A 23,382-nucleotide genomic window follows, 5' to 3' on the forward strand; every position below is an offset into this window, starting at 1 on the left:
CAGCCTACGGCGAACGGCGGGCGGCGCCCCACGGGTCAGCAGACCTCTTCGAGGTCCCGCCAGTCACGGGAGTCCGGGCTGTCCGCCACCCAGCTGTCCAGGAGCCCGCGCACCAGGGCGGCGGGCGCCGCGAGACCGCACTCACGCTCCGGCACCCAGATCGCGCCGGGGCTGCGGTGGCCCAGCGGCCCCGGGTGACCCGGCTCACTGTGGTCGTGCGGGTCGAGGTGCTCCCCGTCGCCCTCGTCGCTCGGCATCCGGGACTCGGAGCACATGCGGCACAGCAGCCGCACGGAGGACGACCAGTCCTCCGCGGCGAAGCCCGCGTCGGCGGCGAGCCGCTCCAGGGCGTCCCTGTCCTCCTCGGTGGCGGCCTCCAGGAGGACCACCCAGGTCGGCACGGGAGAGGGGGCCCAGAGCTCGATCTCGTCGAACACGGGATACGAGTGCCCGTCCGCCGTCGTCCGCTCTCCGTGCGGGACGCCGTCGTGCAGCACGACCTCGCCCCAGCGGCGCCCGGAGGAGGGCAGCGGGATGGACAGGAGCTCGATGCGGGCCGGGTCGAGCCTGCGGCCCCACACGACCTCCGCCTCGCCCTCGGGGGAGAGCCGCACCGCAGCGCTGCCGAGATCCATGCCCGTGGGCTCACCGGAGGCGGCGACCCCGCCGGGCACCCGCAGGCCGTACGCCTGCCAGGCGCGGCGGGCCAGCGGCCAGTCCTGGAGGGCGGTCGCCGCGATGCCCACGTTCCACCAGTCCGGGGCGCCGGCCGAGCGGTCGAGGAGCGCGACGGCGCGCAGCCCCGCGGCGCGCGCCTGCTCCCAGTCGTGCCGGAACTTGTGCAGGAGCGCGAGGTTGAACCAGGACTCGGAAAGCCAGGGCTCCAGGTCCGCCGCGCGCGTGAGCAGCGCTCCCGCGTCCTCGTACCGGCCGTCGCCGATCAGCGTGAACGCGCGGTCGGTCGCCTGCCGCCATGAGGCGGAGGGCCGGTGCCGTCCCTTGCCGAAGATCCTCACGATTCCCGCCTGATTCCCGCCTGTCACGATTCGGAATTCCCATCTGCGAGGGGCGCGGCGTCGGGGCGATGCCCCCGTGCACCCTCTTCTTCGCATCCAACCACGTACGGTCGGACGGCCGCTCATTACCCATGGGTTACCCAGCCGGGGACGAGCTAAGGCCCGCCCTTCGCCCTCACCCCCGGGCCGCGTCCCGCGGCCCGCTCCGCTCCCTGGCGAGGACCCTCGCCAGGGACTCCACCACCTCGGGCTGGTGGTCGCGTCCGGTGGCGAGACGCAGCCGCTCCAGGGCGTACAGCGGACCGCCCAGCGCCCCCGACGGCCCCTCTGCCCGCGCCATCTCGTCGTACGCGTTCGCGGTGCGCACGATGCGCGCGGTCAGCGGCTGCTCGCGGTACGGGTCGGCCTGCCGCTCCACGACCACGGCGACCGCGGGGTCCACCCCCGTCTGCCGTACGACGGCGCCGCCCAGCAGGGCTATACGGCGCTGCTCCGCCTCGGGCAGACCGGCGGTCGCCCCCTGCGGCACCGGGTCGACCAGGGAGAGCTGGCCGATGTCGTGCATCAACGCCGCGTGCTCAAGGACGGTGAGGTCCGGCTCGAAGAGCCCGAGGTCGCGGCCGACCGCCCTGCTGAGCCGCGCGACGCGGTGGGCGTGGCCCTGCGGGGTGCACCCGGCGATCTCCGTGGCCCTGGCCAGCGACGCGATGGTCTGCCGGTAGGTCGCCCGCACCGCCGCGTAGCGCCGGAAGGAGAGCTGGGTGAGCAGCAGCGGGAGGCTGAACACGGGCAGCGCCCAGAGCCCCGCGACGGCCACCGCGAGCGCCATGACGGCCCCCGTCGCGCACACGGCCGAGCCGATGCCGAGCAGCGCCCGCAGCTCGTCGCGGAGCAGCGGTCCGAAGGGCCACCGGGTACGGGCGTGCGCCGTCGCGGCGGCGAGGACGGCGCCGCAGAGCGCGGTGAGGACGAGCACGGCGACGATGACGAGCGCGAAGTACGGGCCGTGGCCGACCCACTCCTTCAACAGGCCGCTGTTGTAGAGCGGTTGGAAGCAGACGGCGGCGAAGCCGACGGTCAGCAGCCGCCGCGCCACCTGGTCGGGCGAGGGGCCGCGCCCCCTGGCCACGTGCGGCACGGCCCCCGCCAGCGAGGCGGCGACCACCACGGCGATCACCTGCGGCGCCCCGTGGTGCGTGTCGTGCCCGGCGTTCTCCCCCAGCAGGGCGTACGCCAGGGCTCCCGCGGCCCCCAGCGGCGCCGGCTCCCTGGTCCGCGCGCTCCCCCACCTGGCGAGCTCCCCCAGAGCGACGAGCACCCCGAAGGCGAGGGCCGTGCGCCCCTCGGTGATGCCGTGCCAGAGGGTCCAGGCGAGCGCGGTCAGGGCGAGGAGGGCGGCGACGGCCTGGGCGAGCGTCGCGGGCAGACCGCCGGGCCGCTCCTCGCTCGTACGCGGCTCGGCGTCAGGGGCGGCTTCGGCGCGTCCCGGGCCGCCGGGCGCCACCGAGGGGGCGGTCACCGGGCCGCCGGTCCGGACGCGGGGCCGGGGGCCGAGCCGGACGCCGAGGGCGCGGGCGCGGGCCCGGGCAGCGCAGGCGGTACGTTTCCGCGCTGGTCCGGGGGCCGGCCGGACCCGAGGTCGAGGGTCTGGCCCGGGAGGTCGGACGTGACCCCGGGGTGCCAGCCGTGCCGGCCGAGCGCCCGCGTCAGGGCGGCGACCATCACCGGGTCGAAGTGGGCGCCCGCGCACCGGTCCAGCTCCTCCAGCGCCACCTCGACGGGCCTGGCCCGGCTGTAGGACCGCGTGGACGTCATCGCGTCGAAGGCGTCGGCCACGGCCACCACCCGGGCGCTCTCCGGGATCTGCCGCCCGGCGAGCCCGTAGGGGTATCCGCTGCCGTCGATCCGCTCGTGGTGGTGCAGGATCGCCGCCCGCGCCTCGCCGAGGAAGCCGATGCCGCGCACCATCTCGTGGCCGTACTCGGGATGCAGCTCGATGACGCGCCGCTCCTCGGGCGTCAGGGGGCCGTCCTTGCGCAGCAGCCGGGTCGGCACGCCGAGCTTGCCGACGTCGTGCAGGATGCCGGCGAACCGCAGGACCTCGACGCGGTCGTCGTCCATGCCCAGCTCCCGGGCGATCAGCACGGAGGCGCGGCCGACCCGCTCGCTGTGCCCGCGGGTGTACCGGTCCTTCAGGTCGACGGCCTGGACGAGCGCCCTGATCGTCGCCTGGTGGGCGGCCCGCTCGTGGTGGTACTGGGCGAAGGCCCAGCAGGAGACGCCCATCGGCAGCAGGACGAGCAGCGCCGCGGGGGGCCCGTAGGGGCTGGTCCACAGGACGGCCATCATCAGCCCGGCGAGGCCGTGCACGGCCACGGGCGCGAGCGAGCGCAGGAAGAGCCCCCGCCACGCGGCCCGCGCGGGCACTCGCTCGGCGGTGGCGAGGATGCCGCCGTCCAGGGCGGTGAGCACGGCCGCGAAGGCGAGCACGGCGGCGCCCGCGGGCCCCAGCACGTACGGGAAGTCCGGCGCGGAGGTGGCCGCGGGGCCGCCGAGCGCCGCGTACACCCGCGCGGAGCTCCAGGAGGCGAGGGCGAGCTGCGCCGCGCGCCAGACGCGCCGCACCCACCGGGGGCTCCGGTCGGCGCGGGCGAGCAGCGTCCCCGGCACGGCGACGAGCGCGGCGGCGGCGGGCGGCAGCAGGAAGACCCCGGCGAGCAGCACGGGGAAGAGGGTGCCGAGGCTGCGCGGGGCGCGGCGTCCCGCGGCGGCGCCCGTCCTGCCCCTGAGGCGGTCCAGCAGGGCGTTGCGCTCGCACCCGGCGTAGAGCACCGCGAGGAGCGCGACCGCGGGCCAAGGGGTGTGCGCGCCCAGGGCCGGCGCGGCACAGGAGGCGCCGCCCAGGGCGACGCACAGGATGTAAGCACGGGCCCACACCGGCACCGACCGCATGGAGGTCTCCTCCCCGTCCAGGTCGGAGACTAGGTGCGCGGCCCATCGGCCCGGTTCCCGTCAGCGGGGAATTAGCACCTTCGGGTGACGGGAGGGAAAAGAGGGTCGAACAGCGAAACAGGCCGCGCACAATGCGAGGCCTGCTCCCACTGCCAACCACCGGGCACCGCCCGGGGCTTCACGCCTCCGAGGCCGTCACGTCCTGGATGACGTCCTGCTCGGGCACGGTCTGCCCGGAGCGGATCAGATCGATGCGGCCCATGACCTTCGCCCGCAGGTCGACGGGTACGTCGTCCGAGCCGCAGCAGCGCTTGACCAGCTTCTTGACGGCCTGTTCGAGCCCGTACTTCTCCAGGCACGGGGAGCACTCCTCGAAGTGCGTCTCGAACTTGGTGCAGTCGCTGTCCGGCATCTCGTGGTCCAGGAACTCATAGAGATGGTCCAGGACCTCACTGCAGTCAGTCTCGTGCGGCTCTCCGCAGCTCATGAGCCCGAGCCTTTCGTTCCGTTCGACTCTCCTGCACCGGCCGGGACGAGCCCGCGGTCACGGGCGTAGTCCTCCAGCATGCCGCGCAGCTGGCGGCGGCCACGGTGCAGACGGGACATCACCGTGCCGATGGGTGTCCCCATAATGTCCGCGATCTCCTTGTACGCAAAGCCCTCTACGTCGGCCAGATAGACGGCGATGCGGAATTCCTCGGGGATCGCCTGAAGCGCCCTCTTCACGTCCGAGTCGGGCAGGTGGTCGAGCGCCTGTGACTCGGCCGAGCGCAGACCGGTGGACATGTGCGACTCGGCACGCGCGAGCTGCCAGTCCTCGATCTCCTCGGCGGCGCTGCGCTGCGGCTCGCGCTGCTTCTTGCGGTAGGAGTTGATGAACGTGTTGGTGAGGATGCGGTACAGCCAGGCCTTGAGATTGGTGCCCTCACGGAACTGGTGGAACGACGCGTACGCCTTGGCGTACGTCTCCTGCACCAGGTCCTCCGCATCCGCCGGATTGCGCGTCATGCGCAGCGCCGCCGAGTACATCTGGTCCAGGAAGGTCAGCGCGTCCCGCTCGAAGCGGGCCGTGCGCTCCGCGGCCGTCTCCGGCCTCTCCGGATTCTCTCGGGGCTGCTCCGCCTGACCGTGCTCGGTCCCTGCGTCGGTCCCAGTGACCGGACCCACCTCCTCCAACGATGTGGCGAGGCCGAAAGCAGCCCCACTCGAATCGGAGGATAGACGACGATCCGCTCCGCGCGCCGCCCGAATAGTTGCGTTTTTGGGTGCGCTCAACACCGTCCACTCCAGGTCAGCGGCGCTGGAGCGGTTCGGGCAGATGGTCGAACCCATGCGGCGGACTCCCTCTCGTACGAACAGGTCGGCGACGGTGTTCACCGTCTGTTCGCGACAACAGAGGTCACGCGTCCAACATTCCCGTCCAGCGCGCCACGGCGTCAGTGATGCGCTTCACGGCCTCGTCCTGGCCGATCTCCGCCCGCTTGGGCACGGCGAACCCGTGATCGGCGTACGGGACTTCCACCAGCTCGTACGTGCCGTTGTCGGGGAACTCGGCGGGCCTGCCGAACGGGTCGTTGCCGCCCTGCACGACGAGCGTGGGCACGCCGGCCGCGAGCAGCTCGTCGGCGCGCGACTTCTCGGGCTTGCCCGGGGGGTGCAGCGGGAAGCTGAGGGCGAGCACGGCGGCGGCGCCCAGCTCGGCCGCGGTCCGGCAGGCGACCCGGGCGCCCGCGCTGCGGCCCCCGGAGACCACGGGGAGCCCCCGCTCCGCCAGCGCGGGCCAGACGCCCCGCCATCCGGCGTCCAGCGCCCTGGGCGCGGGCGCCAGCTTCTTGCCCGCCACCCGCCAGGGCTGCTCCACGAGGGCCACGCTCACGCCGTGGGCGGGCAGCGCGGCGGCGAGCGCCCGGAGGTCCCTGGCCTCGATCCCGCCCCCCGCGCCGTGGCTGACGGCCAGCAGCAGGCTCGCCTCCTGGGCCGGATGCCAGGTGATCCTCGCCGTACCGGTGTCGGTCGGGACCGTTTCGATGTGTGTCTCGTGCGTCACGTCAGAAGAGTGTGCCCTCTTCCGGCCCGTCCAGCTCCTTCAGCAGCTCCGGGCCGTTGTTGCGTACGTTGCTGACGGCCGTCGACACCGGGAAGGCCCGCATCAGTCCGTGCGGCGGCGGCTCCAGGAGGGTGCGCAGGTCCTCGACGTCGGTGCGGGACGGGTCGAGCCAGGCGTCCCAGCGGTCCGGGGTGAGCATCAGCGGCATCCGCGGGTGGATGTCGGCGAGCGAGCGCGGGCCCTCGTCGGGGGCGACGGCCAGCGGCGAGGTCTCGGCCTCCGTGGTGATCACCGTGCAGGTCACCCACCAGGCGAGGGGGTGCTCGTCGGGGAGGGTCCTGTCCCGCCAGAACTCGTAGAGCCCCGCCATGGCGAAGACCGAGCCGTCGGCGGGCGTCACGAAGTACGGCTGCTTGCGCGGCCGCTTCTTCCTGCCCTCGACCTCCAGCTGCCGCTCCTCGGGCGCGGTGACCCACTCGTAGTAGCCGTCGGCCGGGATGACGCAGCGCCGGGAGGTGAAGGCGCGGCGGTAGGACGGCTTCTCGTGCACGGTCTCGGCACGGGCGTTGATCATCCGCGCGCCGCCCTCGGGCGTCTTGGACCAGGAGGGCACCAGGCCCCACTTCAGTGTGCGGAGCTGGCGAACCGGAGCCGGGTCCTCGGCGTCTTTCAGTGGACGGTCGAGGACGGCGTAGACCTCTTTGGTGGGCGCCACGTTGAAATCGGGGGCCAAGGACTCCTCCGGCTCGTACTTCTCGACCTCGAAGATCCCCGCGAGGTCCTCGGGCCCACGACTCGATGCATACCGTCCGCACATACGTGCCAGACTGCCAGGCCCACCCGCCGCCCGACCACCACCCCTCAACGGTGCGCTCCGCGCAGCACCTCCTTGCCCTCCCAGAGGAGTCAGTCGCAGTAATGGACCAAGGACTCGAGACCGCCGCCGACGCCAGCCTGACCGACCTCTGGGACCGGATCTTCGGCACGCAGGCGGCGCCCGAGACGTGGCTGGTCATAGCCACCGGCGTCGTCGCGCTCGCCGTCGTGGTGCCGCACGGCGTCTGGCGGCTCGCCCGCAACGCCGTGACCATCGCACACGAGGGCGGGCACGGCCTTGTGGCGTTGCTCACCGGGCGGCGCCTCGACGGCATCCGGCTGCACTCCGACACCTCCGGCCTGACCGTCTCGCGGGGCAGGCCCACCGGCCTCGGCATGATCCTCACCGCGGCGGCGGGCTACACCGCCCCGCCGCTGCTCGGCCTCGGCGGCGCGGCGCTGCTCGCCTCCGGGCGCATCACGGCGCTCCTGTGGATCGCCACCGCGCTGCTCGTCGCGATGCTGGTGATGATCCGCAACGCGTACGGCGCCCTGACGGTCGTCCTGACCGGCGGCGCCTTCCTGCTCGTCTCCTGGCTGACCAGCTCCGAGGTGCAGGCGGCCTTCGCGTACGCGGTGGTGTGGTTCCTGCTCCTCGGCGGTGTGCGGCCCGCCTTCGAGCTCCAGTCCAAGCGCAGGCGCGGGGGCGCGGGCGACTCCGACGCGGACCAGCTCTCGCGGCTCACGCACGTCCCCGCGGGCCTCTGGCTCTTCTTCTTCCACGCCGTCTCGCTCTGCTCCCTGATGGGCGGGGCCCGCTGGCTCCTCGACGTCTGAGCGGGGTCCCTGCCAGCCACTAAAGTGAGGGCATGACCGAAACCCCGGCGAACACCGCCCTCTGGCCAGCCCCGCACGCAAGCGGAGCCGTCACCGCGACGGTCCACGTACCCGGTTCGAAATCGGTCACCAACCGCGCGCTCGTCCTGGCCGCGCTCGCCGCCGAGCCCGGCTGGCTGCGCCGCCCGCTGCGCTCCCGCGACACCCTCCTGATGGCGGACGCCCTGCGCGCCATGGGCGTCGGCATCGAGGAGACCGTCTCGTCGAGCTCCACCGTGGCCGGCGCCCCCGAGGTCTCCGGCGAGGCCTGGCGGATCATCCCCTCGGGGCTGCACGGCCCGGCCACGGTCGACGTCGGCAACGCCGGTACGGTCATGCGTTTCCTGCCCCCGGTCGCCACCCTCGCCGACGGCCCGATCCGCTTCGACGGCGACCCTCGTTCGTACGAGCGGCCCCTGACCGGTGTGATCGACGCGCTGCGGGTGCTCGGCGCCCGCATCGACGACGACAACCGCGGTGCGCTGCCCCTGACCGTGCACGGCGCCGGCGCGCTGGACGGCGGCCAGGTCGAGATCGACGCCTCGTCCTCCTCGCAGTTCGTGAGCGCCCTGCTGCTCTCGGCCCCGCGCTTCAACCAGGGCGTGGAGGTGCGGCACGTGGGCGGCGCCCTGCCCTCCATGCCGCACATCCGGATGACCGTGGACATGCTCCGCGCGGTCGGCGCCCAGGTGGACACCCCCGAGGCGGGCGGCGAGCCCGACGTCTGGCGGGTCACCCCGGGCGCGCTGCTCGGCCGTGACCTGACCGTCGAGCCCGACCTCTCCAACGCGCAGCCGTTCCTCGCCGCGGCCCTGGTCACCGGCGGTACGGTCACCATCCCCGACTGGCCCGCGCACACCACGCAGCCCGGCGACGCGCTGCGGGAGATCTTCACCGAGATGGGCGGCTCCTGCGAACTGACGCAGGCGGGCCTGGTGTTCACCGGCTCCGGGTCCATCCACGGCCTGGACGTGGACCTCAGCGAGGTCGGCGAGCTGACGCCCGGCATCGCGGCCGTGGCTGCCCTCGCCGACTCGCCCTCCACGCTGCGCGGCGTCGCCCACCTGCGGCTGCACGAGACGGACCGCCTCGCCGCGCTCACCAAGGAGATCAACGAACTGGGCGGCGACGTCACCGAGACCGCCGACGGCCTGCACATCCGCCCGCGCCCGCTGCACGGCGGCGTCTTCCACACCTACGACGACCACCGCATGGCGACCGCGGGCGCGGTCATCGGCCTCGCGGTCGACGGCGTGCGGATCGAGAACGTCGGGACGACGGCGAAGACGCTCCCCGACTTCCCCGACCTCTGGACCGGCATGCTCGGAAACGGCTGACGGGCGGAGAGAGAACCATGCGCCGCTACGGCAAGAACCCCGACGAGGACGACATCCGCGTCCGCCCCAACCGCAAGGGCAACCGCCCCCGCACCCACATCAGGCCCAAGCACGAGGACGCCGCCGAGGGCATGGTCCTGACCGTGGACCGCGGCCGGCTCACCGTCCTCGTCGAGGACCGGGTCATCATGGCCATGAAGGCCCGCGAGCTGGGCCGCAAGGCCGCCGTGGTGGGCGACAGGGTCGCCGTCGTCGGGGACCTGTCGGGCAAGAAGGACACCCTCGCCCGGATCGTGCGGATCGCGGAGCGCACCTCCGTCCTGCGGCGCACCGCCGATGACGACGACCCGTACGAGCGGGTGGTCGTCGCCAACGCCGACCAGCTCGCCATCGTCACCGCCCTCGCCGACCCCGAGCCGCGCCCGCGGCTGATCGACCGGTGCGTGGTGGCCGCGTACGACGGCGGGCTCGAACCGATCCTCGTGCTGACCAAGTCGGACCTCGCGTCGGCCGACAAACTCCTGGAGATCTACGCGACGCTCGACATCCCCTACGTGGTGACCAGCCGCGAGGAGTTCACCGACGGCGCGGAGCTCGCGCGCGTCCACGAGCTCCTGGACGGCAAGGTCACGGCCTTCGTCGGGCACTCGGGCGTGGGCAAGACGACGCTGGTGAACGCGCTGGTGCCCGAGGAGCAGCGGCGCACCACCGGGCACGTCAACGCGGTCACGGGCCGCGGCAGGCACACCACGACCTCCGCGCTCGCGCTGCCGCTCGCGGGCTCGGGCGGCTGGGTGGTCGACACTCCCGGCGTGCGGTCCTTCGGGCTGCACCACGTCGACCCCTCCCGCGTGATCCTCGCCTTCCCGGATCTGGAGCCAGGGACGGTGGACTGCCCGCGCGGATGCAGCCACGACGAGAAGGACTGCGCCCTGGACGCCTGGGTGACGGATGGTCACGCGGACCCGGCGCGGCTGTACTCCCTGCGACGGCTGCTCGCCACGCGGGAGCGGCGCGAAGACGACTGACCTCCCCGTTGTTTGCGGCTTCGCGGGACCGGTAAGGGCATAATCGCACCGAGCCGGAACCGGCCGGGCTGAGCGGTCACCGAACGTAGTGCGGGAGGCAGGTCATGGCGTGGCTGCTGGTCATAGTGGCGGGAATCCTCGAAACCGGCTTCGCGGTCTGTCTGAAGCTGTCGCACGGCTTCACCAGACTCTGGCCGACGATCGCGTTCGCCAGCTTCGCGCTCGGCAGCTTCGGTCTGCTCACGCTCGCGCTGAAGAAGCTGGACGTCGGGCCCGCGTACGCGGTGTGGACCGGCATCGGCGCCGCGGGCACCGCGATCTACGGCATGGTCTTCCTCGGTGACCTGGTCTCCACGCTGAAGATCGTCTCGATCTCGTTCGTGATCATCGGCGTGGTCGGCCTCCAGCTCTCCGGCTCCGCGCACTGACCCCGCCGGTCTATACGGCTTCCACCCACCGTCCGATGGCCCCGCGCACCACTTCCGCGGGGTCGTCGTCGTTCCCGGCGGGCGCGACGACGTAGGACAGGGCGAGGCGGACGGCGCTCTCGCAGGCCAGGGCGAGCTCGGGCTCCCTGGCCCGGCCCCGGCCGCCGAGCGCGACCACTGCCCGGTCGCGCACCAGTGCGAGCAGCTCGGCGGAGCTGGGCACCCCGGCGTCCGCGCGGCGCTGCGCGGGCACGGGCGACGAGGACCCGGCGACACGGCTCGGCGCGGGCAGCCGCTCGCCCCAGCAGCCGGTGAGCGCGGCCCGCACCAGGGGGTTGCCGCGGGCGGCGCCGACCGTCCAGGCGGCCACCGCCGCGAGCCGGTCGGCGGGCTCGCGCTCCTCGGCGAGTGCGCGCTCGACGCCGTGCAGATAGCCGTCGGTCTCGCGCCTCAGCAGCGCGCGGGCGAGGCCGTCCTTGCTGCCGAACTCGTTGTACAGGGTCTGCCGGGACACTCCGGCGACGGCCGCGACGTCGACCATGCGGACACCCGGCCAGGACCGCCGGGCGAGCGCGGTGTAGGCCGCGTCGAGCAATGACTCCCGTGCCGCAGGCATTGTCGCCTCCCCGGGCCGAATCGGCTCCGGGTGTCAGAGTTGACGGGCTGGAGGGCACTGTCAATAGCTTTGGCGCGAGGCGGCCGTGCCCGTCCGATACGGGGTGGTGGCTCGTCACTTTCGAGATCGATACTGTTCATGCATGCCCGACTACCACGATGATCTGCGTCTCGCCCATGTCCTCGCGGACGCCGCCGACGCCCAGACCATGAGCCGGTTCAAGGCTCTCGACCTCAAGGTCGAGACCAAGCCGGACATGACGCCGGTGAGCGAGGCCGACAAGGCGGCCGAGGAGCTGATCCGTACCTCGCTCAAGCGCACGAGGCCCCGTGACGCGATCCTCGGCGAGGAGTACGGGGTCGAGGGGACGGGCCCGCGCCGCTGGGTGATCGACCCGATCGACGGCACCAAGAACTACGTACGGGGCGTCCCCGTCTGGGCCACCCTGATCTCCCTGATGGAGGCGGGTGAGGGCGGTTACCAGCCGGTGGTCGGCGTCGTCTCCGCGCCCGCGCTCGGCCGCCGCTGGTGGGCGGCGAAGGGCGGCGGCGCCTACACGGGGCGCAGCCTCACGTCGGCGAGCCGGCTGCGGGTCTCGCAGGTCTCCCGGCTGGCGGACGCCTCCTTCGCGTACTCCTCGCTGACCGGCTGGGAGGAGCGGGGGCACCTCGACGGCTTCCTCGACCTCACGCGGTCGGTGTGGCGCACGCGGGCCTACGGCGACTTCTGGCCGTACATGATGGTGGCCGAGGGTTCGGTGGACATCTGCGCGGAGCCCGAGCTCTCGCTCTGGGACATGGCGGCGACCGCGATCATCGTGACCGAGGCGGGCGGCACCTTCACCGGGCTCGACGGCAGGCCGGGCCCGCACAGCGGCAACGCGGCGGCGTCGAACGGCCTCCTCCACGACGAGCTGCTGGGACGGCTCGACCAGCGCTGACGAGTCGCCCGTACCGCGAGCAGGGCGACGTACGCCCTGAACTGACCGCCCGCGACCCCTTGTTGGCGCCCTGCTCGGCTGCGACTCTATGAGTCCCCCCACTTGTGAACTTGTGAATCCGTTCTCCAGCAGGTAGCGGAGGCAATCCTTCGCCCACCGGGAGGCCGCGGTTTCACCAAGGAGGTGGCTCACGCCCATGATCGTCCGCGATGCCATGAGCACGGTGGTCCTGACCATCGGCCCCACCCACACCCTGCGCCAGGCAGCCCGGCTGATGTCCGCGCGCCATGTCGGCGCGGCCGTCGTCCTCGACCCCGACACCTACGGCTTCGGCATCCTGACCGAGCGCGACGTCCTCAACTCGCTCGCCCTGGGCCAGAGCCCGGACACCGAGATAGCCGGCACCCACACCACGACCGAGGTCGTCTTCGCCACCCCGTCGTGGACCCTGGAGGAAGCGGCGGACGCCATGGCGCACGGCGGCTTCCGGCACCTGATCGTCATGGACGGGAACGAGCCCACGGGGATCGTCTCGGTGCGCGACATCATCCGCTGCTGGGCGCCCGAGCGGCGCGCGGCGGCCCAGCTGACGGGGTGAAGGAACGGCGGCGGGCCGGCCCCCCGAAGGGGAACCGGCCCGCCGTCTCGCTACGACAAGTGATGCTGGGTCAGCCGCGCAGGGCCTGGACCGCGGCCTCCAGCCGCTTGCCGAAGTCTCCGTCGGCCTGACGGAAGTTGTTGATCCCGCGGTCCACGATGTCCTCGCGCGAGACCTTGGCGAGGAAGCCCGCCAGGTTGTCGATCAGGCGGCCCTTCTCGTCCTCGGTCATCAGGCGGTAGAGGTTGCCCGCCTGCACGAAGTCGTTGTCCTCGGCGTGCCGGGGCGTCTCGTGGTTGCCGGTGGCACCGGTGACGGGGACGGGCTGCCACAGCGCCTGGTCGGTCTGGAAGGGACCGCCGAAGCTGTTCGGCTCGTAGTTCTTCGCGCCCTTGTGGCGGCCGTCGTACAGGAAGCCGTCACGGGAGTGGGTGCGCGCCTCGGTGGCGTGCGGGCGGTTCACCGGCAGGTGGTCGGCGTTGATGCCGACGCGGTAGCGGTGGGCGTCGCCGTACGCGAAGAGACGACCCTGGAGCATCTTGTCCGGGGACGGCCCGATGCCGGGCACGAAGTGGGCGGGCGAGAAGATGCTCTGCTCGACCTCCGCGAAGACGTTCTCCGGGTTGCGGTTGAGCTCCAGCTTGCCGATCTCGATCGGCGGGTAGTCCGCGTGCGGCCACACCTTGGTGAGGTCGAACGGGTTGAAGCGGTACGTGGCCGCCTCGGCCGCCGGCATGATCTGCACCTGCACGGTCCAGGACGGGAACTCGCCGCGCTCGATCGACTGGCGCAGGTCGCGCTGGTGGGAGTCGGGGTCCTCACCGGCAAGCTTGTTGGCCTCGTCCTGCGTGAGGTTCTTGATGCCCTGGTCGGTCTTGAAGTGGTACTTGACCCAGAAGACCTCGCCGGCCTCGTTGTTCCACTGGAACGTGTGCGAGCCGAAGCCGTCCATGTGGCGGTACGAGGCGGGGATGCCGCGGTCGCCGAAGAGCCAGGTCACCTGGTGGGTGCTCTCGGGGCTGAGCCCCCAGAAGTCCCAGACGTTGTCCGCCTCCTGCGAGCCCGTGTAGGGGTCCCGCTTCTGGGTGTGGATGAAGTCGGGGAACTTGATGGCGTCCCGGATGAAGAAGACCGGGGTGTTGTTGCCGACGAGGTCGTAGTTGCCCTCTTCGGTGTAGAACTTCAGCGCCCAGCCGCGCGGGTCGCGCACCGCGTCGGCCGCGCCGAGGTTGCCGGCCACGGTGGAGAAGCGCAGAAACGTCTCGGTCTGCTTGCCGACCTCGGAGAGGAACTTCGCCCGCGTCCACTGCGAGACGTCACGGGTGAGCGTGAACGTGCCGTAGGCGCCCGCGCCCCGGGCGTGCACGACACGCTCCGGGATGCGCTCGCGGTTGAAGTGGGCGAGCTTCTCCAGCAGGAGCTGGTCCTGCACGAGCACCGGACCGCCGAGGCCCGCGGTCTCGCTGTTCTGGTTGTCGGCGACCGGTGCTCCGGCCTCCGTGGTGAGCGGTCCCTGCGTCACGTGCGCCTCCTGCGTCATTCCTGCGGGTCCTGTCCCTTGGCTTGCGATGAGTCCGATCCTACAATGGACATTGTCTAAGTCAAGCAATCATCCAAAGTCACACCCGTTCGGGACTTGTTCCCTCGCCTGTTAGGCTGGTTTTCATGAGTGACCTCCTGGAACGACTGCGCGGACGCGGTTGGCGCATGACGGCGCAGCGGCGCGTCGTGGCCGAGGTCCTCGACGGGGACCACGTCCACCTGACGGCCGACGAGGTGCACGCCCGCGCCGTCGGCAAGCTGCCCGAGATCTCCCGGGCCACCGTGTACAACACGCTGGGCGAGCTGGTGTCCCTCGGCGAGATCCTCGAAGTCTCCACGGACCGCCGCGCCAAGAGGTACGACCCGAACGCGCACCGCCCCCACCACCACCTGGTCTGCGCCCAGTGCGGAGCCATCCGGGACGTCCACCCCACGGGCGACCCCCTGACCGACCTGCCCGACGCGGAGCGCTTCGGCTTCACGGTCCAGGGCGTCGAGGTCACCTACCGGGGTGTCTGCCCGAACTGCGCGTCGGCGTAGCGGCGCCTCTCGTACGTCCACGAAGCCCCTGGTGCCGTCCGCGGCGCCGGGGGCTTTCGCGTGCCCGGAGGCTTCCGGAGGCTTTCGCGCACCCGAGGGCTCCCCGGGGGCTTCCGGAATCTGACGGTGCGTCATATCGTCGGCGGGTCCCATGTCCGTACGCCCTCCGCGAGGAGACCACCGTGGGAGATCCGCACCCGAAACTAGAGGCCCACGCGGTCACGCGCACGTTCGGCCGGGCCGCCAAGGCGGTGCACGCCCTCGGCCCCGTCGACCTGGCCGTCGCCCCCGGCGAGTTCACCTGCGTCGTCGGCCCGTCGGGCTGCGGGAAGTCGACGCTCCTGCGCATCGCGGCGGGGCTGCTCCGCCCCAGCACCGGCGAACTGCGCATCCGTACGAGCGTCCGGCGGCCGGCCGCGATGATCTTCCAGGACTACGGCATCCACGACTGGAAGACCGTCCTCGCCAACATCCGCTTCGGCCTCGACATCCAGAAGGTCCCCCGCCGCGAGGCCGACGCCAGGGCCACCCGATGGCTGGACCGCATGGGCCTCGCCGGCTTCGCCGACGCCTATCCCGCGGCGCTCTCCGGCGGCATGCGCCAGCGCGTGGCGATCGCCCGCGCGCTCGCCGTGGAGCCCGAGATCCTCCTGATGGACGAGCCCTTCGCGGCACTGGACGCCCAGCTCCGCACGATCCTTCAGGACGAACTCCTCGACCTCACCCAGACCACCCGCACCACCACCCTCTTCATCACCCACAGCCTCGAAGAGGCGATCGTCCTCGGCGACCGAGTACTGGTGATGTCGGCCCGCCCCGGGCGCGTCATCGCCGAGCGGCGCCCGCCCTTCCCCCGGCCCCGCACGGGCACGGTCCGCGCGGCCCCGGAGTTCTCCGCCCTCAAGAGCGAGCTGTGGGAGCTGCTGCGGGGCGAGGTCGGCGCGGGGGCGGCGGCATGAGCGCCCTCACGGACAAGGCGCCGCAAGAGGACGGCGTACTCGTACGCAGGCCCGGCCCGCACGAGCTGCACCCCGCCCGCGCCCACCGCAGGCGCCGCGCCCTGGAGCTGTCGCTCGCCGCCGGTGTGCCCCTCGTACTGGTCCTGCTCTGGCAGCTCGCGGCGGTGAGCGGCTGGATCGACGACCGCGTCTACCCCGCCCCGCAGACCATCCTGGAGGACGGCTGGCACCGGGCGGCCGAGGGCGACCTGTGGCCGGACGTCCGGGCCACGCTCAAGCGGGTGCTCGCCGGATACGCGATCGGCACGGTGGCGGGCTACGTACTCGGCCTGCTGATGGGCTCGCTCTCCGTCCTGCGCGCCGCCCTCGAACCCACGCTCGACGCGCTGTACGTCGTCCCGAAGCTGGCGCTGCTCCCGGTCTTCCTCAACATGTTCGGCCTCGGCGAGGGACCACAGATCGCGCTGGTGGCGGCCACCGTCTTCTTCTTCGTGTGGATCTCCACGATGGCCGCGGTCCTCGCCGTCCCGTCCGGGCACCGCGACGCGGGCCAGGTCTTCGGCGCGTCGCCGTGGCAGATGTTCCGCCACGTCCTGCTGCCCGCCTCGCTGCCCGCCGTCCTGGTCGGCGCGCGGATCGCGGCGGGCGTCGCGGTCCTGGTGATCGTGGCCTCCGAGCAGATCGCCGCCGCGGACGGCCTGGGGCACCTGATCTTCGACTCGCGCGCGCTCTTCCAGAACGACGTGATGTTCGTCGGCATCGTCTGCGTCGCCGTGCTCGGCGTCGTCTTCTCCGAACTGGTGCGGCTCGTGGGCCGGCTGCTCACACCGTGGGCCCCTCGCGACCGGGGCCGGAGCCAGTCGTGAACCATCCGCCCTCGGGAGGCCCCATGCGCACCCGTACCCGCACCACTGCTCTGGCCCTGCTCATGGCGGGCTCGCTGCTCGCGGCGGCGGGCTGCGCCAAGGAGAACGACGAGCCGCCCGCCGAGCCCGCGAAGCCCCGCGCCGTCACCCCGGTGGCGGGCTGCGGCAAGGGAAGCTGGACCGACCCCGCCGATCTCGCCCCCGACCGCCGACCGGCCCGCTGCGCCCGCGACACCCCGGCCCCGAAACCGCTGGCCGAGCGCCGCAGCGTGACCATCGCGACCGGCACCCTGAGCGCCGAGTACGTCGCTCCGCTGCGCGTCGCGGTGGACAAGGGCGAGTTCAAGAAGGAGGGCCTGGACGTCGAACTGAAGGTCCTGCCCACCCCCGACGCCCTGCCGCTCCTCGCCAAGGGCGACATCGACGCCCAGTGGGCGGCCCCCGAGGCCGCCGTGCTGAACGGCATCACCAGCGGCTTCGACATCAGGTGGACAGCCGGCAACTTCTCCCCCGACCCCCGGTCCAGGAGCGGCCTGTGGGTGCGGCTGAGGAAGGGCGAGAGCGCCGGCCACGTCCGCATGGCCGGCCGCAAGCTCGGCACGATGATCGGCAAGGGCTCCGTCATCGCCTACCCGATGAACAAGGCCCTCAAGAAGCACGGCGGCCGCCTCGACGAGATCCGGTTCCAGCAACTCGGCTCGGCGGACGTGCTCACCGCGCTGGAGAACGGCGGCACCGACTCGGCCTGGCTGCTCGACCCGGTCTGGCGCAAGATCGACGGCGACAAGCGGTACGCGTTCCTCGGCGGCCAGCCGCTCGGCGAACCCCTGGGCGGGCTCCTCTTCGGCCCGAACCTCCTCAAGAAGGACCCGGACGCGGGCGTCGCGCTGCTGCGCGCGTACATCCGTACGGTCAACACGTACTTCGCGGGCGACTACAAGGCCGACGAGTCCTTCACGAAGGAGCTGGCCCATCTGCTCGACACGGACGAGGACGTGCTGCTCTCGACGCCGTCGCTCCGCATGGACTGGGAGATCCGCGCGGGCACCACGGACCGGCTCCAGGCCGCGTACCGCGCGGCGGGCGTCATCGAGGGAGACGAGGTGGTCCCGGAGTCGAAGGCGGTCGACCGCGAGCTGTACGAGGAGGCGGTGGGACACGAGTAGCACCGGCGTCATGTCACGCCACGGGAAAACACCGAAGGCCCGGAACCTTGTCGGTTCCGGGCCTTCGGCCTTCAGTAGCGGGGACAGGATTTGAACCTGCGACCTCTGGGTTATGAGCCCAGCGAGCTACCGAGCTGCTCCACCCCGCGTCGGTAAACACAACAGTACTTCAAGGCTACGACCAGCGCAAATCCGTTCTCCGCCGCCCATGGAGCGGGGCGGGAGCCCCTCGGCACCCGCCCCGGTCCGACGTGTCCGCCTCACCCGGAAGGCCTACGCGGACTGCTCCTGACGCAGGGCCTCCCGCAGGCGTCCCGCCCGCTCGGCGACCTCCGCCGGGCCGAGCTCGACCGCGCGCGTGGCCCAGCGCTGGCCCTGGGCGAGCTGCCCGTGCCGTGCGTAGAGCAGCGCGAGGCGGAGCGCCGCCCTGCCGTGGCCCGCGTCGGCCGCCCGGGTCCACCAGAGCGCGGCCTCGGGCTCGCTGCCCTCCCTGGCGAGCAGCAGGCCGAGGTTGAACGCGCCGTTGCTGCTGCCCGCCTCCGCGGCCTTGCGGTACCATCGCGCGGCCTCGACGACGTCGCCCCGCCCCGCGGCCAGCATGCCGACCCGGACCTGGGCCCGCCGGTGGCCCTGCTCGGCGGCCCGCTCGTACCACTCCTCGCACTCGGTCTTCTCCGCGGCCGGTTCACCGAGCGCGGGCGGCGTCTCCGCCGGGCGCCGCGCGTCGAGCACCGTGCCGAGGCGGTACGCCGCCTCCGCGCTGCCGCCGCCCGCCGCGCACCGCAGATGCCGCTCCGCCTCCTGGTCGTCGCCCTCGCGCAGCCGCGCGGTGCCGACCTGGAGGGCGGCGTCGGTGTGCCCGGCGGCCGCCGCGCGCTCGTACCACCGCAGGGCGGACGCCTCGTCGTTCCTGCTCGCGTACAGGATGCCGAGGTTGAACGCCGCGTCGACGCTGCCCGCCTCCGCCGCCTTGGAGAACCACGGCTCGGCCCCGGCCGCGTCGCCGCCCTGGAGCAGCAGCACGGCCAGCGCGTTCGCCGCTTCGCGGTGCCCGGCGTAGGCAGCCCTGCGGTACCACTGGTCGGCCTGTGCGGTGCGGCCCTGCTCGGCGCAGAGCAGCCCGAGGTTGTACGCGCCGTTCACGTCGCCCGCGTCCATGGCCGCGCGGTACCAGCGCTCGGCCGTCTGGTTCTCGCCGCGCTCGGCGTGCAGCGCCCCCAGGGCGTTCGCGGCGTTGCCGTCGCCGTCCTGGGCGGCCTTGAGCCACCACACGGCGGCGCTCTCCTGGTCGCCCGCGTCCCTCAGCAGGAACCCGAGCGCGCAGGCCGCCCTGGCCTCGCCGTCCTTGGCGGAGTTGAGGTACCAGCGGCCGGCCTCCTTGAGGTCGCCGCGCTGCTCCAGGATCGCGCCGAGGTGCAGGGCGGCCCGCCGGTGCCCGCGCGCGGCGGCCTGGCGGTACCACTGCTCGGCCTCACCGGCCGGTCCTCGTACGTCCTTGGCGGCGCGTACGCCGTTGTCCGCGCGCGCGTTCCTGTCCGCGCGCAGGTTCTTGCCCGCGCGTACGTCCATGGCGGCGTCGCGGATCGCCCGTACGGGGTCCTCGCCCGGCTCGGCGCCCTCGCCGCGCTCGGCTGCGGCCCGCCGGTCGAGCGCGCGGGCCAGGCGGTACGCGGCCTCGCGGTGGCCCCGCTCGGCGGCGACCCGCATCCAGCGCTCGGCCCCGACGTCCCCGCGGTGCTCCAGGAGATCGGCGAGCGCGTACGCCCCCAGGGTGTGGCCCTGCTCGGCGGACTGCCGCAGCCAGTACTCGGCGGCGGGCTCGTCGCCGCGCTCGCGGTGGTGCCTGCCGAGCGCGTGCGCGGCCGCCGCGGAACCGGCGACGGCGGCGACCCGCCACCAGCCGGCCGCCTCGTCGGCGTAACCGCGCTGGTGCAGGAGGACACCGAGGTTGTTGGCCGCGGCACGGTCGCCCTCGGCCGTCGCCGCGCGCAGCATCGACTCGGCCCCGTCGAGGTCGCCGCGGCGCAGCAGAAGGCTTCCCAGGACGCTCATGGCGTCGACGTCGCCGGACTCGGCGGCCAGCCGATGGCGAAACTCCTCGGCGGCCGCCCCGGGATCCTCCCGGTCGGCCGGCTGCACAAACCGCCCCGTCTCCAACAGAGTTGCCTTATCCCCCATAACGTCCATCGTCGCACCACCTGCAACCTGGGTACACCTGGTATACCGCAGCCAGTGAGGTCACTTCAGCGTTTTGTCGACATGCCCACAGAGAGATAAGTCAAACACAGATCCCCCAACTCTCCCCCGCGCAGACACGGTTCACATTTCTTGGCATAGGCCACCCGCACACGCAGTTCACCGCCGCTTCGCGAACCCTCTGTTGACGACCGCCCGGGCGCGTCGCGGCACCGCCGCCTCCGGGCAGGCCGCACCGCACACGACGAAGGCCCGGATCCAAAAGGATCCGGGCCTTCACCTTGCAGTAGCGGGGACAGGATTTGAACCTGCGACCTCTGGGTTATGAGCCCAGCGAGCTACCGAGCTGCTCCACCCCGCGCCGTTGTGTTCAAACCGTACCACGGCGCGAGGGGGCCTCCTGACCAGCTACTCAGCCACTGTTCTTGTCGCCGTCCTTGTCGGCGTTCTTGTCCGCCGCCTCGTCGGCGTCCTTCTCCCCTGCCTTGTCCGCGTTCTTGTCGGCGTTCTTGTCGCCGTCCTTCTCCGCGGCCTTGGCCGACGCCTCCTCGGCGCGCTGGAGCGCCTCCTGGAGCCGCTCCTGGGCCTCGCCGTACTTCTTCCAGTCGCCGTCCTTCAGGGCCTTCTCGCCGTCCTCGAACGCCGTCTGGGCGTCATCGAGCGCGGCCTGGACCGTCGGGTCGCTCGCCTTCGGCGGCTTGGTCGGCTCGCCCTCGTCCTGGTCCTCGCCCGGTGGCTCGGTGGACGCGCCGGCGCCGAAGACCTGGTTGAGGCCCTCGCTCAGGCTGTCGGCGAAGGCGGTCTCCGTGCCGTACGAGACGGCCACCTTCTTCAGGAGCGGGTACGCCGACTTGCGGCCCTGCACATAGACGGGCTCCACGTAGAGGAAGCCGTCGTCCAGTGGCACGGTCAGCAGATTGCCGTAGAGGACGTCGGAGTCGGCGCCCTTCATGTCCCGGACGAAGTTGCCGACCTCCGTCATGGAGTTCAGCTTGTTCTGCACCTGTTCAGGGCCGTCGACGTCGCCTCTGACTCTCAGGAGCTGCATCTTGCCGTAGTTCGCACTTCTGGCGTCGGCGTCCACCGTCATGAAGGCCCGTAGGTTGGGCCGCTCACTCGGTGTGAACGTCGTCGTCAGCGAGAACTGCTGCCGGTCCTGGCCCGGCGACTTCAAGGACAGGTAGTACGGCGGGACCGCGCTGTCGTCCTTCTTCGTCGGGTCGTTCGGGACCTGCCACGCGTCACTCGCGTTGTAGAACTGGCCGGGGTCCGTGACGTGGTACTTCGTCAGGAGCTCGCGCTGCACCTTGAACATGTCCTGCGGATAGCGCAGGTGGTCCATCAGCGCCTGCGGGATCTCGCTCTTGTCCTTGACCGTGCCCGGGAACGCCTTCTTCCAGGTCTTGAGGACGGGGTCCTTCTCGTCCCAGGTGTAGAGCTTGACGTCGCCGGTGTACGCGTCGACGGTCGCCTTCACCGAGTTGCGGATGTAGTTCACCCGGTTCTGCTGGGCGATCACCGTGCGCTGGCTGTCGGCCTGCGACAGCGAGTCGGCCGTGGTGTCACCGAGCGTGGTCCGCGAGGCGTACGGATAGCCGTTTGACGTCGTGTAGGCGTCGACCACCCACTGGATGCGGTTGCCTACCACCGTCGGGTACACGTCGCCGTCGATCGTCAGCCAGGGGGCCACCGCCTCGACGCGCTCCTTGGGTGTGCGGTTGTAGAGAATCCGCGAGCCCTCGCCGATCGCGCCCGAGTACAGGATCTGCGGCTCCCCGAAGGACACCGCGTACGCGGCGCGATTGATCGGGTTGGAGAGGTTGACCCCGCTGTCGCCCTTGTAGCTGTAGGTCTTCTGGCCGCCGCCGTTCTCCTCGTAGTCGAGCTCCTTCTGCGGCCCGCCCACGATCGAGTACTGCGACGTCTTCTCGCCGTAGTAGATCCGCTGCTCGTACTCACCGAGTTCACCGTTGGTGGGCAGACCGGACTCGGTGAACGCCGGGGCGCCCTTGGAGCCCTTCTTCGTCTCCGTGCCCTTGGCGGCGACCATGCCGTAACCATGGGTGTAGGCGAAGTGGTCGTTGATCCAGTTCCGCTTGTCGAGCTTCTTCACGTCGATCTCACGCAGGCCGACGATGGTGTCCTGGCCGTTGTAGCGATCGACGTCGAGCGTCCTCGGGAACTGGTAGTAACTGCGCTCCTGCTCCAGCTGCTGGAACGTCGGCGAGACGATGTTCGGGTCGTTCAGCCGGTAGTTCGCCGCCGACTCCGCGTCGTCGCGCTTCTTCTCGGGTTCCTCGTCGACCCTGCCCGCGCCCTCGTAGGCCTCGGGCTTGACGTCGCTGATTCCGTACGCGTCGCGGGTGGCCTTGATGTTCTTCTGGATGTACGGCGCTTCCTTGGCCTGCTCGTTCGGCTGGACCTGGAACTTCTGGACGATCGCGGGGTAGAGCCCGCCGATGAGGATCGCCGAGAGCACCATCAGGCCGAAGCCGATGACCGGGAGCTGCCAGGTGCGCCGCCACAGCGTCGCGAAGAAGAGCAGGGCGCAGATGACCGCGATGCAGAAGAGGATCGTCTTCGCCGGCAGATAGGCGTTGGCGTCCACGTACCGCAGGCCGGTCCAGTTGCCCGTCGCCTTGAAGTCACTGGACTTCACCGCGAGGCCGTACCGGTCGAGCCAGTACGCGACGGCCTTGAGCGTGACGAAGACGCCGAGCAGCACCGAGAGGTGGCCGGTGGCCGCCGCGGTCGCCCGCGCGCCGGGGCTGGTGATCCGCAGCCCGCCGTACAGGTAGTGCGTCAGGGCGGCGGCGACCAGGGAGAGCACCGTCGCCGCGAAGCCGAAGCCCAGCAGGAAGCGGTACCAGGGCAGGTCGAACGCGAAGAACGCCACGTCCATGTGGAACTGCGGGTCCTTCTGGCCGAAGGGCACGCCATTGACCCACAGCAGCCACGTGCGCCACTGCCCCGAGGCGGACGCGCCGGCGATCAGGCCCACCAGGGCGGTGATCCCGATCAGCAGCCACTTCTTGTACGGGGCGATGCCCATGCGGTACCGGTCGAGGCTCTGCTGCTCCATCGACATGGCACTCAGTGGCGGGCGCAGTCTGTGCGCCAGCCAGATGTTCACTCCGACCGCGACCGCCATGAGGAGGCCGAAGACGGAGAAGAGGCCGATCTTGGTCCACAGGGTCGTCGTGAAGACCGATGAATAGTTGACCGAGCGGTACCACAACCAGTCCGTCCAGAACCCGGAGAACATGACAAAGGCCATGGCCAGTACGGCCAGGACCCCCAAGGTCATGAGCAGGGTCCGGACACGACGGGAGGGTCGGCCCACTCTGATCCGTGGCCCCGTCGGGCCTCCGCCGCGGTCCGGCATCTGGAAAGCCAAGGTGCGCACCTCGAAGTTCGCTGTTGATACGTCAGGCCCCCGAGATCGTGGAGCCACACCTA

21 protein-coding genes and 2 tRNA genes are annotated in these 23,382 nt (G+C 71.8%); 10 read left to right on the forward strand and 13 right to left on the reverse strand.

All coding sequences use genetic code 11. The annotated features are described in order from the left end of the window. Positions 1–35: 35 nt before the first annotated feature. The 7 genes from ACZ6JY_RS20480 to ACZ6JY_RS20510 form a co-directional block, all read right to left on the reverse strand. Positions 36–1,016, reverse strand: coding sequence for a tetratricopeptide repeat protein (locus tag ACZ6JY_RS20480; RefSeq protein WP_447039895.1), 981 nt, complete (start codon positions 1,014–1,016; stop codon positions 36–38). Positions 1,017–1,191: 175 nt separating this feature from the next. Then, positions 1,192–2,520 carry an HD-GYP domain-containing protein gene (locus ACZ6JY_RS20485; RefSeq protein ID WP_469198009.1) on the reverse strand — a complete coding sequence of 443 codons (1,329 nt, stop codon included), beginning with the start codon at positions 2,518–2,520 and terminating at the stop codon, positions 1,192–1,194. 11 nt (positions 2,521–2,531) lie between these two features. Continuing rightward, the gene (locus ACZ6JY_RS20490) at positions 2,532–3,968 is read right to left on the reverse strand and encodes an HD-GYP domain-containing protein (RefSeq protein ID WP_469197412.1); all 1,437 of its coding nucleotides are present in this window, start codon (positions 3,966–3,968) and stop codon (positions 2,532–2,534) included. 178 nt (positions 3,969–4,146) lie between these two features. Next, positions 4,147–4,455, reverse strand: a complete 309-nt coding sequence (gene rsrA / locus ACZ6JY_RS20495; RefSeq protein ID WP_363253195.1) for a mycothiol system anti-sigma-R factor — start codon at positions 4,453–4,455, stop codon at positions 4,147–4,149. Further along, on the reverse strand, positions 4,452–5,135 hold the full coding sequence (locus ACZ6JY_RS20500; protein ID WP_447042165.1) for a sigma-70 family RNA polymerase sigma factor: 684 nt from the start codon (positions 5,133–5,135) through the stop codon (positions 4,452–4,454). Before ACZ6JY_RS20500 ends, rsrA begins: the two co-directional genes overlap by 4 nt. A gap of 232 nt (positions 5,136–5,367) precedes the next feature. Then, positions 5,368–6,015 carry an alpha/beta hydrolase family protein gene (locus tag ACZ6JY_RS20505; RefSeq protein WP_469197413.1) on the reverse strand — a complete coding sequence of 216 codons (648 nt, stop codon included), beginning with the start codon at positions 6,013–6,015 and terminating at the stop codon, positions 5,368–5,370. A 1-nt stretch (position 6,016) separates the two neighbouring features. After that, positions 6,017–6,832: an SOS response-associated peptidase gene (locus ACZ6JY_RS20510; protein WP_469197414.1), complete on the reverse strand. Its 816-nt coding sequence runs from the start codon at positions 6,830–6,832 to the stop codon at positions 6,017–6,019. A gap of 101 nt (positions 6,833–6,933) precedes the next feature. Between ACZ6JY_RS20510 and ACZ6JY_RS20515 the strand changes: the two genes are divergently transcribed. From ACZ6JY_RS20515 to ACZ6JY_RS20530, 4 genes are all read left to right on the forward strand, one after another. Continuing rightward, positions 6,934–7,668 carry a M50 family metallopeptidase gene (locus ACZ6JY_RS20515; RefSeq protein WP_469197415.1) on the forward strand — a complete coding sequence of 245 codons (735 nt, stop codon included), beginning with the start codon at positions 6,934–6,936 and terminating at the stop codon, positions 7,666–7,668. 32 nt (positions 7,669–7,700) lie between these two features. After that, positions 7,701–9,044 (forward strand): 3-phosphoshikimate 1-carboxyvinyltransferase, encoded by a 1,344-nt coding sequence (gene aroA, locus ACZ6JY_RS20520; RefSeq protein ID WP_469197416.1) that lies wholly within the window; start codon positions 7,701–7,703, stop codon positions 9,042–9,044. 17 nt (positions 9,045–9,061) lie between these two features. Continuing rightward, a complete protein-coding gene (gene rsgA / locus ACZ6JY_RS20525; RefSeq protein WP_469197417.1) occupies positions 9,062–10,072 on the forward strand; it encodes a ribosome small subunit-dependent GTPase A in 1,011 nt (336 codons plus the stop codon). Between the two features lie 104 nt (positions 10,073–10,176). After that, a complete protein-coding gene (locus ACZ6JY_RS20530; protein WP_447039870.1) occupies positions 10,177–10,500 on the forward strand; it encodes a DMT family transporter in 324 nt (107 codons plus the stop codon). Between the two features lie 10 nt (positions 10,501–10,510). On the opposite strand, the gene ACZ6JY_RS20535 is transcribed toward ACZ6JY_RS20530, so the two are convergent. Beyond that, a complete protein-coding gene (locus tag ACZ6JY_RS20535; protein WP_469197418.1) occupies positions 10,511–11,116 on the reverse strand; it encodes a TetR/AcrR family transcriptional regulator in 606 nt (201 codons plus the stop codon). Between the two features lie 142 nt (positions 11,117–11,258). Between ACZ6JY_RS20535 and hisN the strand changes: the two genes are divergently transcribed. Further along, entirely contained in the window at positions 11,259–12,056 is a 798-nt protein-coding gene (gene hisN, locus ACZ6JY_RS20540; protein WP_469197419.1) for a histidinol-phosphatase, read from the forward strand. A 196-nt stretch (positions 12,057–12,252) separates the two neighbouring features. Beyond that, a complete protein-coding gene (locus ACZ6JY_RS20545) occupies positions 12,253–12,654 on the forward strand; it encodes a CBS domain-containing protein (protein WP_469197420.1) in 402 nt (133 codons plus the stop codon). Positions 12,655–12,724: 70 nt separating this feature from the next. Here the strand turns inward: ACZ6JY_RS20545 and ACZ6JY_RS20550 are convergent, their stop codons facing one another. Then, positions 12,725–14,176 (reverse strand): catalase, encoded by a 1,452-nt coding sequence (locus ACZ6JY_RS20550; RefSeq protein ID WP_469197421.1) that lies wholly within the window; start codon positions 14,174–14,176, stop codon positions 12,725–12,727. 143 nt (positions 14,177–14,319) lie between these two features. Between ACZ6JY_RS20550 and ACZ6JY_RS20555 the strand changes: the two genes are divergently transcribed. The 4 genes from ACZ6JY_RS20555 to ACZ6JY_RS20570 all read left to right on the forward strand — a co-directional run bounded on the left by ACZ6JY_RS20555 (position 14,320) and on the right by ACZ6JY_RS20570 (position 17,727). Continuing rightward, positions 14,320–14,736, forward strand: coding sequence for a Fur family transcriptional regulator (locus tag ACZ6JY_RS20555; RefSeq protein WP_447039863.1), 417 nt, complete (start codon positions 14,320–14,322; stop codon positions 14,734–14,736). Positions 14,737–14,918: 182 nt separating this feature from the next. Continuing rightward, a complete protein-coding gene (locus ACZ6JY_RS20560) occupies positions 14,919–15,695 on the forward strand; it encodes an ABC transporter ATP-binding protein (protein WP_469197422.1) in 777 nt (258 codons plus the stop codon). Next, the gene (locus tag ACZ6JY_RS20565) at positions 15,692–16,561 is read left to right on the forward strand and encodes an ABC transporter permease (RefSeq protein ID WP_469197423.1); all 870 of its coding nucleotides are present in this window, start codon (positions 15,692–15,694) and stop codon (positions 16,559–16,561) included. The genes ACZ6JY_RS20560 and ACZ6JY_RS20565 overlap by 4 nt, the downstream gene beginning before the upstream one ends. Positions 16,562–16,584: 23 nt before the next feature. After that, the gene (locus tag ACZ6JY_RS20570; protein ID WP_469197424.1) at positions 16,585–17,727 is read left to right on the forward strand and encodes an ABC transporter substrate-binding protein; all 1,143 of its coding nucleotides are present in this window, start codon (positions 16,585–16,587) and stop codon (positions 17,725–17,727) included. A gap of 75 nt (positions 17,728–17,802) precedes the next feature. Here ACZ6JY_RS20570 and ACZ6JY_RS20575 read toward each other — a convergent pair. The 4 genes from ACZ6JY_RS20575 to ACZ6JY_RS20590 form a co-directional block, all read right to left on the reverse strand. Next, positions 17,803–17,876: transfer RNA gene (locus ACZ6JY_RS20575), tRNA-Met, on the reverse strand. Positions 17,877–18,000: 124 nt separating this feature from the next. Next, positions 18,001–19,914, reverse strand: coding sequence for a tetratricopeptide repeat protein (locus ACZ6JY_RS20580; RefSeq protein WP_469197425.1), 1,914 nt, complete (start codon positions 19,912–19,914; stop codon positions 18,001–18,003). A gap of 296 nt (positions 19,915–20,210) precedes the next feature. Next, a tRNA-Met gene (locus ACZ6JY_RS20585) sits at positions 20,211–20,284 on the reverse strand. Between the two features lie 51 nt (positions 20,285–20,335). Further along, a complete protein-coding gene (locus ACZ6JY_RS20590) occupies positions 20,336–23,308 on the reverse strand; it encodes a UPF0182 family membrane protein (protein WP_469198011.1) in 2,973 nt (990 codons plus the stop codon). Between the last annotated feature and the right edge of the window lie 74 nt (positions 23,309–23,382).

The sequence above is a fragment of the Streptomyces sp. NPDC046335 genome (assembly GCF_055587985.1).

Bases quoted from the DNA above. Each gene is read 5' to 3' on its own strand.
- ACZ6JY_RS20490 (WP_469197412.1), bottom strand. From the start codon at position 3,968: ATGCGGTCGGTGCCGGTGTGGGCCCGTGCTTACATCCTGTGCGTCGCC.
- ACZ6JY_RS20565 (WP_469197423.1), top strand. From the start codon at position 15,692: ATGAGCGCCCTCACGGACAAGGCGCCGCAAGAGGACGGCGTACTCGTA.
- hisN (WP_469197419.1), top strand. From the start codon at position 11,259: ATGCCCGACTACCACGATGATCTGCGTCTCGCCCATGTCCTCGCGGAC.
- ACZ6JY_RS20555 (WP_447039863.1), top strand. From the start codon at position 14,320: ATGAGTGACCTCCTGGAACGACTGCGCGGACGCGGTTGGCGCATGACG.
- rsrA (WP_363253195.1), bottom strand. From the start codon at position 4,455: ATGAGCTGCGGAGAGCCGCACGAGACTGACTGCAGTGAGGTCCTGGAC.
- ACZ6JY_RS20570 (WP_469197424.1), top strand. From the start codon at position 16,585: ATGCGCACCCGTACCCGCACCACTGCTCTGGCCCTGCTCATGGCGGGC.
- ACZ6JY_RS20580 (WP_469197425.1), bottom strand. From the start codon at position 19,914: ATGGACGTTATGGGGGATAAGGCAACTCTGTTGGAGACGGGGCGGTTT.
- rsgA (WP_469197417.1), top strand. From the start codon at position 9,062: ATGCGCCGCTACGGCAAGAACCCCGACGAGGACGACATCCGCGTCCGC.
- ACZ6JY_RS20590 (WP_469198011.1), bottom strand. From the start codon at position 23,308: ATGCCGGACCGCGGCGGAGGCCCGACGGGGCCACGGATCAGAGTGGGC.
- aroA (WP_469197416.1), top strand. From the start codon at position 7,701: ATGACCGAAACCCCGGCGAACACCGCCCTCTGGCCAGCCCCGCACGCA.
- ACZ6JY_RS20535 (WP_469197418.1), bottom strand. From the start codon at position 11,116: ATGCCTGCGGCACGGGAGTCATTGCTCGACGCGGCCTACACCGCGCTC.
- ACZ6JY_RS20545 (WP_469197420.1), top strand. From the start codon at position 12,253: ATGATCGTCCGCGATGCCATGAGCACGGTGGTCCTGACCATCGGCCCC.
- ACZ6JY_RS20510 (WP_469197414.1), bottom strand. From the start codon at position 6,832: ATGTGCGGACGGTATGCATCGAGTCGTGGGCCCGAGGACCTCGCGGGG.
- ACZ6JY_RS20530 (WP_447039870.1), top strand. From the start codon at position 10,177: ATGGCGTGGCTGCTGGTCATAGTGGCGGGAATCCTCGAAACCGGCTTC.
- ACZ6JY_RS20515 (WP_469197415.1), top strand. From the start codon at position 6,934: ATGGACCAAGGACTCGAGACCGCCGCCGACGCCAGCCTGACCGACCTC.